Source organism: Amycolatopsis sp. NPDC059021 (genome assembly GCF_042739895.1).
In the GTDB taxonomy this organism is placed as follows: domain Bacteria; phylum Actinomycetota; class Actinomycetes; order Mycobacteriales; family Pseudonocardiaceae; genus Amycolatopsis.
The window spans coordinates 66,678-74,169 of record NZ_JBHYIQ010000046.1 but is presented as its reverse complement, the minus strand read 5'-3'; the positions used below and the strand labels follow the sequence as shown (position 1 = coordinate 74,169).

At 72.6% G+C, this 7,492-nt stretch carries 5 protein-coding genes; 2 read left to right on the top strand and 3 right to left on the bottom strand.

Annotated features, from left to right (window positions below):
• The coding region (locus ACFWX1_RS25885; RefSeq protein ID WP_378391464.1) for a hypothetical protein at window positions 1–252 on the top strand (252 nt) is incomplete at its 5' end.
• A 244-nt stretch (window positions 253–496) separates the two neighbouring features.
• Here the strand turns inward: ACFWX1_RS25885 and ACFWX1_RS25880 are convergent.
• Window positions 497–4,741, bottom strand: a complete 4,245-nt coding sequence (locus ACFWX1_RS25880; RefSeq protein WP_378391462.1) for an HAD-IC family P-type ATPase — start codon at window positions 4,739–4,741, stop codon at window positions 497–499.
• A gap of 128 nt (window positions 4,742–4,869) precedes the next feature.
• Between ACFWX1_RS25880 and ACFWX1_RS25875 the strand changes: the two genes are divergently transcribed.
• Window positions 4,870–5,958 carry a hypothetical protein gene (locus ACFWX1_RS25875; RefSeq protein ID WP_378391460.1) on the top strand — a complete coding sequence of 363 codons (1,089 nt, stop codon included), beginning with the start codon at window positions 4,870–4,872 and terminating at the stop codon, window positions 5,956–5,958.
• Window positions 5,959–5,965: 7 nt separating this feature from the next.
• Here the strand turns inward: ACFWX1_RS25875 and ACFWX1_RS25870 are convergent, their stop codons facing one another.
• Both ACFWX1_RS25870 and ACFWX1_RS25865 read right to left on the bottom strand, forming a co-directional pair.
• Window positions 5,966–6,682: a metallophosphoesterase gene (locus ACFWX1_RS25870; RefSeq protein WP_378391458.1), complete on the bottom strand. Its 717-nt coding sequence runs from the start codon at window positions 6,680–6,682 to the stop codon at window positions 5,966–5,968.
• Window positions 6,679–7,485, bottom strand: a complete 807-nt coding sequence (locus ACFWX1_RS25865) for a nucleotidyltransferase family protein (RefSeq protein WP_378391456.1) — start codon at window positions 7,483–7,485, stop codon at window positions 6,679–6,681. The genes ACFWX1_RS25870 and ACFWX1_RS25865 overlap by 4 nt, the downstream gene beginning before the upstream one ends.
• Between the last annotated feature and the right edge of the window lie 7 nt (window positions 7,486–7,492).

Here is a 7,492-nt window from a genome sequence, read left to right as displayed (position 1 = left end):
CGAACGCTCCGTTCGGGACGATCAACGTCCGCAACGGAGCGTTCGCGACAACGGGCGTGGTTCGCGCGCCGCCGTGCCGATGTCGTGAACGACGCGTTCGAGACGTTCACCGTCGCCAACGGAGCGTTCGCGACAAGGCACCCCGGCACCCCGGCGGATCAGCGCGACTACTGCACTGAAAGCGCCCTTCACCTCAGCCAACGCACTGAAAGCGCCCTTCACTGCGGCCAACGCACCGAAAGCATCCTTTAGTGCAGCCACCGCACCGAAGCCCCCGTCAGCACACCCAACGCACCGAAGCCCCCGTCAGCACACCCAACGCACCGAAGCCCCCTCACCGCAGCCAACGCACTGAAGGCGCCCTTCACCGCGGCTTATGCGCTGAAAGCGCCCTTCAGCACGCCCAACGCACTGAAAGCGCCCTTCACCGCGCCCAACGCACCGAAAGCGCCCTTCAGCACACCCAACGCACCAAAAACACCCTTCGGTGCGCGGCTCAGGCCGGGAGCAGCCGGGAAGCCACCGCGCCCGCGCCGACGCCGCAGCCCACGCCCGCCCAGGCGACCGGGCCGAGCGGGGTACAGCCGAAGAACTGGCTGACACCCGGAGTCTGCACGAGAGCGGCCAGCGCGAGGGCCGAACCCGCCGCGGTGCCGACCACCAGCGGGCTGTGCCACCGCCCGCGCAGGGTCTGCGCCAGCTGGGTGCCGACCAGGCCGCACAGGGCCATCGTGCTCGTACGGCGGGCGGTGCCCGGGGTCGACCGGCCGATCAGCCACGCCGTGGTCGCGCCGATGCCGGTGGTCACCCCGCGGCTGGTGATGTCCTTGGTCAGCGAGCTGCCGAGCCCGGTGTCCGCCTCGCCTTCCTGGTCGTCCGGCCGGGTCACGGCGACCGCCATGGCGGGGAACAGATCGGTGAGCAGGTTGACGAGCAGGAGCTGGCGGGTCCCCAGCGGCGAGTCACCGGAGATCAGGGTGCCCAGCACGGAGAATCCCACCTCGCCCGCGTTGCCGCCCACCAGGATCACGACCGCGTCGGAGACGCTCTGCCACAGCGCCCTGCCCTCCGCGACGGCTTCCAGCAGGACGGTCAGATCGTCCTCGGTCAGTGCGAGATCCGCGGCGGTGCGCGCGGCCGTCGATGAACGGGCCCGCACCCCGACGCCGACATCGGCGGCCCGGATCGCTGCGGCGTCGTTGGTGCCGTCCCCGACCATCGCCGTGACCCGGCCCGCCTCTCGCAGCGCTTCGACCACCTGGAGCTTCTGTTCCGGCGCGACGCGCGCGATCACCCCGGCGCCAGCCAGCGCGTCGGCCCGCCGCGTCCGGTCGAGGCCCGCGAGCTGATCGCCGGTCAGTACCGTGGTGTCCTCGGGCCAGCCCAGCGACTTCGCGATCGCCAGCGCCGTGTGCGGGTGATCGCCGGTCAGCATCACCGGCGCGATGCCCGCGTCCCGCAATCCGCCGACGAGCGGCTCGGCGGTTTCCCTCGGCGTGTCGGACAGCCCGACGAAGCCGATAAAACTCAGTCCCGCCAGCACTTTTTCGTCGTTCCCGTTGCCGAGCTCCGGCCGATCCGCCGCGTCGGCGAGCTCCCGGCCCGCGACCGCGATCACCCGCAATCCGTTGTCCGCCAGCGACTCCCCCGCCTCGACGACGTGCCGGTCCGCCTCGCAGGCACGCAGCACCGTCTCCGGCGCGCCCTTGACCACCAGCATCGTCCGCCCGGCCCCGTCCCGGCCGACGGCGGCCGAGTAACCCCGGCTGGCCTCGAACGGCTGACTGTCCACTTCGGTCCACTCCGCGTCCTTGCCCGCCGCGTCCAGGATGGCCCGGTCGGTCGCGTGGGCGTGGGCGGCGGGGCCGCTTTCCTCGCCGGGGCAGGCACGCGCGGCGGCCGCCAACGCCGGTGCGTCGTCGAGCGATTCGACACGCTGACCGTCCGATGTGGTCACAACGGACACACGCAATCGGTTCTGGGTAAGGGTTCCGGTCTTGTCGAAGCAGACCACGTCCAACCGGCCGAGTGCCTCCAGCGCACGCGGCGTCCGGACGAGCACACCGAGCGCGGACAACCGCCGCGCCGCCGCCCGCTGCGCGACGGTGGCGACCAGCGGCAGCCCCTCCGGCACCGCGGCCACCGCGATCGCGACACCCCCGGCGACAGCCCGGCGCAGCGGCCTGCCGCGGACGGCGGACAGCCCGGTCACCAGTGCGCCACCGAGCAGCGTCAGCGGCAGTGCCCGGCGGGTGAGCCGGTGCAAACGGGACTGGATCCCGGCCGCGCCAGGGGATCGCGCGGCCAGGCTGACCGCGCGCCCGGACACCGTCTGGTCGTCCGTGGCCACGACGATGGCCCTGCCCTCGCCGCTGACCACTGTGGTACCGGCGAAAACCAGGCAACCGCGTTCGGCGACCGACGCGCCCGGCGTCGGGTCGAGCTGTTTCGCCACCGGGAGGGATTCCCCGGTCAGCGCCGACTCGTCGACCTCCAGATCGGTGAGGGCACACAGCCGCGCGTCGGCGGGGACCACGTCACCGGTCCGCACCTCGATCACGTCGCCGGGCTCCAGCGCACGCGCGTCCGTGGTGACGGTGCCGGAGTCCGAGACCACCTTGCGTGCCTTCTGCCGTTCGTCCTCGCGCAGCTTGGCCAGTGCGCGCCTGCCACGGAACTGCTGGGCACCGCCGACGAACGCGTTGAGCCCCATGGCCGCCGCGACCAGCCCCGCGTCGACCGGCGAGCCGACCACCGCCGAGGCGACCGCGCCCAGCGCGAGCACCGGCGTCAGCGGGTCGTCCAGTTCGGCGACGACGTCGGCGGCCAGTCCCGCGCCCAGGCGGAGAGGAGCGGCCGCGGGATGCTCCGCCACCGCGGTGGCCGTCGTCCGGACCCGCCGCACCGCGACGTCCAACGGCGTCGGCACCGGGCGGTTCTGCCGCAGGCGACCGGTGACCTCCTCGACGCTCAGCTCGTGCCACGCGATCCTCGCCCTGGCGGCGGGTGGCCGGGTCACGGCCATCCGCAACGCCGAACCCCAGCCCAGCGCCAGCCCGCTGATCCCGCCGAGTGCCACCGGATCCAGCCGGGGCAGCAGTGGCAGCAACGGGCGGCTTCGCCTGCCGCGGCCGGTCAGCAGGGCGAGTCCGCCGACCACCGCGCTGGCCGTCGCCAGTTCGGTCGCCCGCCTGCCGTTCGCGCGGGCGGCGGCCGCCGCGACCAGGATCCGCCACGCGCCGACGAGGCCGCGCCGGGCGATCAGGTCCGCGCCCCACAGCACCGGCGTCCGGCCATCGGTGAGCGCGACGCAGACGTCCCCGGCGAGCAGGCCGGCGACCTCGTCCGAGCCCGGCCGGGCATCCGGGGACGGCCGGGCGATCGTGAGCACGACCCGGCCTTCCTCGTGCAGCCGGGTCACGAGCCCCGCGAAAGTCTGTTCGTCCTCTGTGGACAGTACGTCGTCGGCGAGCGCCGCGAACTCGCCGAGTTCGCCATCGGCGGTCGTGCCGACGACCACGACGCGCGAGTCGGCGGCGCGGGCGGCTTCGAGTACCGCTTCGGCGTACGGGTCCAGCCCGTCGCCGTCGAAGAGCGCGCTCACGTGCAGGGCCACGGTGTCGACGGCGTCCAGCGCCTTGATCCGATCCGGGTCGCGGACGAGGATTCCCTCTCGTGCCAAGGCAAGGCCCATCGCCGAGTGGAACGCCGTGTGCGCGTACCGGGCGGGCAACGGCGATACCGCGAGCGCGGCATCGGCGGCCTTCCCGAGGTCGCGGGTCAGCACCAGTTCGGCCAGCGTCCCGAGCAGCCCGCCGCTCACCGCGCCACCGGCGTAGTCCTCCACCGGGATCTGGGCGCACCGCGGCTCGGGTGTCACGCCCATGCTCGGCCGGTCCGGCGCGCACAGCTCGTCGTGGGCGGCGTCGAAGGCCATCGCCCTGGCTATCGCCTCCGCGAGCTGGCTGGTGCGCAGTACGACGTCCAGGGCCAGCTCGGCGGGTTCCTGGCTCACTCCCCTGACCGCGGCGTTCGCCGCCGCGCGCGTCAGTTCCGCCGTGTACCAGCCGAAACGCTCGTTCAACAGCGCTCGGGCCGTGGGGTGTTCCCGGACCGAACCGACCGCGGCACGCAGCCATTCGTGCGCCCGGCGCGCCCGCATCGCCCTGGTGCTCAGCGCGATACCCAGGCCGGCGCCGTCCATGGCCAGTGCCAGCACGGCGCTGCGCACCCCGGAGACGTCCCCCGGATGCGCCGGCCCGGCTTCCACCGGCTCGGCGGGCACCAGGCCGTGCCGCCCGGTCCGTGCGGCAATCCACTCGACGACCTCGTCGGCGACGGCGTCCTCGGCCAGATGCGCGACCACACTGCCCAGGCCCGCGTCCCAGTAGGCACCGGCCACCGCGGAGTGCGCGGCGACCTTTTCCGCGAGTGCCCGGCCCGCTCCCGGTGTCGCCTCGTCTTCGGTCTCATCCGGACGCACCGGCACGTGCACGCGGCGGCCCGCCTGCCAGACGGGAGACCGGGCCCCGGTCGCGTTCTGCGCGACGCGTCCCGCTCGCACGGCGGTGCGCGCGAGCGTTTGGACGGTCTCACCCGCCTTCTTCGCCGAGCGGGCGGCCAATTCGTCGAAGACCGGTGCGGCGGCAGCGGCCACCCGGGTGGCGAGAACGGGTCCCGTCAACGCCGCGACCAGGCCGAGCCGCGCTCCTTGGCGCAACCCCGTCACGAAACTGCTCACGCGACCTGGTTTGCCCGCGTGCGGGGCCCCGAAACCTCGGCACGCCCGAACCGGTGATTGAGCCGCGCGGGTGACGGGTAGCCGACGGGCGAACGGGGCCACCGACGAAACGACGAAAGGACTCCACTGTGGACACCACCATCCTCCGGCGGGTGCTCGAGGCCGATGGCCCGTTCGCCTCGGTCCATTTCGAGGACACGCACGACACCCAGGACGCGGCCAAGCAGCTGGAACTCCGGCTGCGGGAAATCGGCGAGACACTGACCGGGCAGGGCGCGGACCCGGCGACGGTCGACGCGCTGAACAGGGCCGTGCTCGACAGCCCCCGATCCACCGGCCGAAGTGGACGCAGCATCGTCGCGGCCGACGGCGACGTCCTGCTGCACGAACGGCTCGCCGAGCCGCCGGGCGGCCCCTTCGCGCGGTTCTCCGAGCTGCCCTACCTGCTGCCGCTCGCGGCGCACACCGAACCGCTGCCCACCTACCTGGTCGTCCTGGTGGATCACGTGGGCGCCGACATCACGGTGTTCGGGCCGCGGCGGCAACCGCTCGACAGCGAAACCGTGACCGGGCGCGAACATCCCGTGCACAAGGTCCGCGGCGGCGGGACCTCGCATCGCGACATCCAGGCACACGCGGACGAAACCGCGCACCACAATCTGACCGACGTCGCCGCCGAGGTCACCAAGACCGCCGAGCGTGTCAAGGCCGGGCTCGTCATCCTCGCCGGGGAAGTCCAGGCCCGTACCGGGCTCCGCGAGTTGCTGCCACGGGCGATCCAGGACATCGCCACCGACATCACCGCGGGTGCGCGTTCGGCGGGTTCGTCCGAGGATATCGGCAAGCAGATCGACGAGGTCCTCACCGGACGCCGGCTCGCGGCGCTCGACGACGTCGCCGAACGGTACCGGGCCGCACTCGGCGGGCCAGAGGGACTCGCCGTAGGCGGCCTGGAGGGTGTCACGACCGCGCTGACCGAAGCCAACGTCGAGACGCTGCTCGTCGGGGATCCCGGCGACGCCACCGTGCTGACCGATCCGGCGCCGATCCACGCTGCCGGCACCTCGGAACAGCAACTGGGCGGCGGCCCCGCGATCCGCCGGGGCGCCGACGAGGCATTGCCGTACCTCGCGCTCGCCACCGGAGCCGACCTCGTGGTCATGGACGACCGTCTGCCGCTGACCGAGGGTTTCGGCGCGCTGCTCCGGCACGGCTGACTCGGGACTACCTGGCCGGGTGGACGTCGAAGGTGGCATACGCGGCCCGGATGACCGGCTGGGCGACGTTGCGGACCGGGACGCCGCCGGGCGTGATGCCTTGCGCACAGCCGAAATGCGCGTGCCCGTGCACCGCGAGATCGGCCCGCACCTCGTCGATCGGCTCACCGAGGAGGAAGGAGCCGAGGAAGGGATGGATCTCGGGCGGCTCGCCGTGCAGCGTGCCGGGGATCGGGGAATAGTGCGTCAGCGCCACGACGACGTCGGTTTCCAGCCCCTGCAACGCTTCTCGCAGCCGCGCCGCGGAGTCCATTGTAGTCTCGACGAAGGCCTTCATCTCGCGTTCGCCGAACCGGCTCGCGCACTTCCCGGCGAATCCGCCGCCGAAGCCCTTGATGCCCGCGATCCCGAGTGTCCCGTCGTCGAGCAGCAGGCTGGTGGAAGTGCCGTCCAGCACGGTGATCCCGGCGTCCTCCAGCAGCTTCGTGATCCGGTCCTGTTCGTCGCCGTGGTGGTCGTGGTTGCCGAGCACGGCCACGACCGGAACGCCGAGCGCGGTGAATTCGCCCGCGACCACTTCGGCCTCGGCCAGCGTGCCGTGCCGGGTGAGATCACCCGCCAGCAGCAGCACTTCCGCGTGCTCGGTGAGCCGCTCCAGCGCCGGGCGCAGGAGCCCGTGCGCATCCTCCCCCAGGTGGACGTCGCCGACCGCCGCGATCCTCATCGGCCGATCTCCTCGATGTGCGAAGGTTCCCGGACGTCGGCGACGAGCACGTTGTTGTGCACCAGCTCGTTCGCCAGATGCTCGTGCACCACCTCGTCGATCTCCGCCCGGCGCTCGGCGCAGGTCACCTCGCCGGTGAGATGGACGTGGTCACCGCGTACGGTCACGTGGACGCCCAGCTCGGCGGTGCGCGGGTCCTCGGCCAGCGCCTTGGTCAGCCTGGCCACGAGGTACTGCGGGGCTTCCCCGTGGTCCTTCCCTTCCCCGGTCACGGACAACGCCTCCAGTAGTGAGAGAAACGCCCTCGCGTAGGGCGAACCGGCCGTTTCGCGGGACACTTCGCTCCAGTCGACCTGTTCCCGGAGGTCGCGGGCGATGCGCAGCAGCGGCGCGAAATCGCAGCGATGCGCGTCGAGCACGAGCAGCTTGTCGATCAGCAGGTCGGTCCCCGAGACCACCAGCGCCTTGGCGGGCCCGATCCGCAGCGTGCTCGCGCGGGCGAGCAGCGCGTCGGTCACCGGGCGGTGGTTGGGGCGGAACACCAGGTCGATCAGCCGGTCGCCGTCGTAGACCTTGGAAAGCCAGTCTTCCGGCGGATGCGCGGCGCGCATGCCCGCCGCCACCAAGGCCGCCGACGCGGCCGGGACGTCCTCGTGCCGGAGGAAGATGTCCACGTCGTGATCGGACGGCGGCCCGCCGCGCGCGTACACCGCGAGGCCACCGGCGACGGCGAACCGGATCCCGGCGTCGTCGAGCGTGGTGACCACGCGAGTCAGGCTCTGCAGCAGAGCGTCGACGTTCACCCTCCCC